2 protein-coding genes are annotated in these 574 nt (G+C 63.1%); both read right to left on the bottom strand.

The genetic code is table 11. The features are described from left to right. Positions 1-202: 202 nt before the first annotated feature. The gene (locus tag DJ75_RS18795; protein ID WP_176451475.1) at positions 203-349 is read right to left on the bottom strand and encodes a hypothetical protein; all 147 of its coding nucleotides are present in this window, start codon (positions 347-349) and stop codon (positions 203-205) included. An 8-nt stretch (positions 350-357) separates the two neighbouring features. After that, the coding region (locus DJ75_RS18905; RefSeq protein ID WP_094525473.1) for a hypothetical protein at positions 358-574 on the bottom strand (217 nt) is incomplete at its 5' end.

Raw genomic sequence — 574 nt, 5'->3', positions numbered from 1 at the left:
CAATCGGCGCGCTCGACGCGGCTTTTTTCCGCGTCGGGCGGCCGATTGGTCCCCGCTGACGCTTCGGCCCTCCAGACGAAGCGTCACTTGACGATACAAGGTTCGGAGTGATAAAGCTAACGAGGACTGTCTATTGGTGTACTATCTGTAACACGTTACCGGGATCGAGACGGGCGGGCGGGTCCGCGGCCGGCGAGCCGGCTCACATGTGCTCTTCTTCCAGCACCCAGCCGAGCGCGCGCTTGTAATGGGTGAACAGCTGCTCGACGCCGCGGTGAGACATCTCCTCGTCGTCGAGCTGCTCGCGGAGGAACTCGTACTGCTCGCGAATTTCGTCTTCGGAGCGCATGGGCGCGGCTACGGCGCGTGCCGGGATAGTGTTGTGGCCGCCCGGAGATACGTGAGCGGCTCTTCCGGGACGAACACCTCCAAGACCCCAGCCGCTCGGTTATAAACGGTCGATATCAGACCGGCGGGGAACATCTCCAAAGCCCCAGCCGCTCGGTTATAAACGGTCGATATCAGACCGGCGGGGAACATCTCCAAAGCCCCAGCCGCGAGGACGGCGCAGGCG

Origin of the sequence: Halorubrum sp. Eb13 (genome assembly GCF_002252895.1) — an archaeon.
In the GTDB taxonomy this organism is placed as follows: domain Archaea; phylum Halobacteriota; class Halobacteria; order Halobacteriales; family Haloferacaceae; genus Halorubrum.
Note: the sequence above shows the minus strand (reverse complement) of the source record. Positions and strands in the feature narration are given on the sequence as shown.

Excerpts from the sequence above, each read along its gene's own strand:
- DJ75_RS18795 (WP_176451475.1), bottom strand. The coding sequence starts at position 349 with ATGCGCTCCGAAGACGAAATTCGCGAGCAGTACGAGTTCCTCCGCGAG.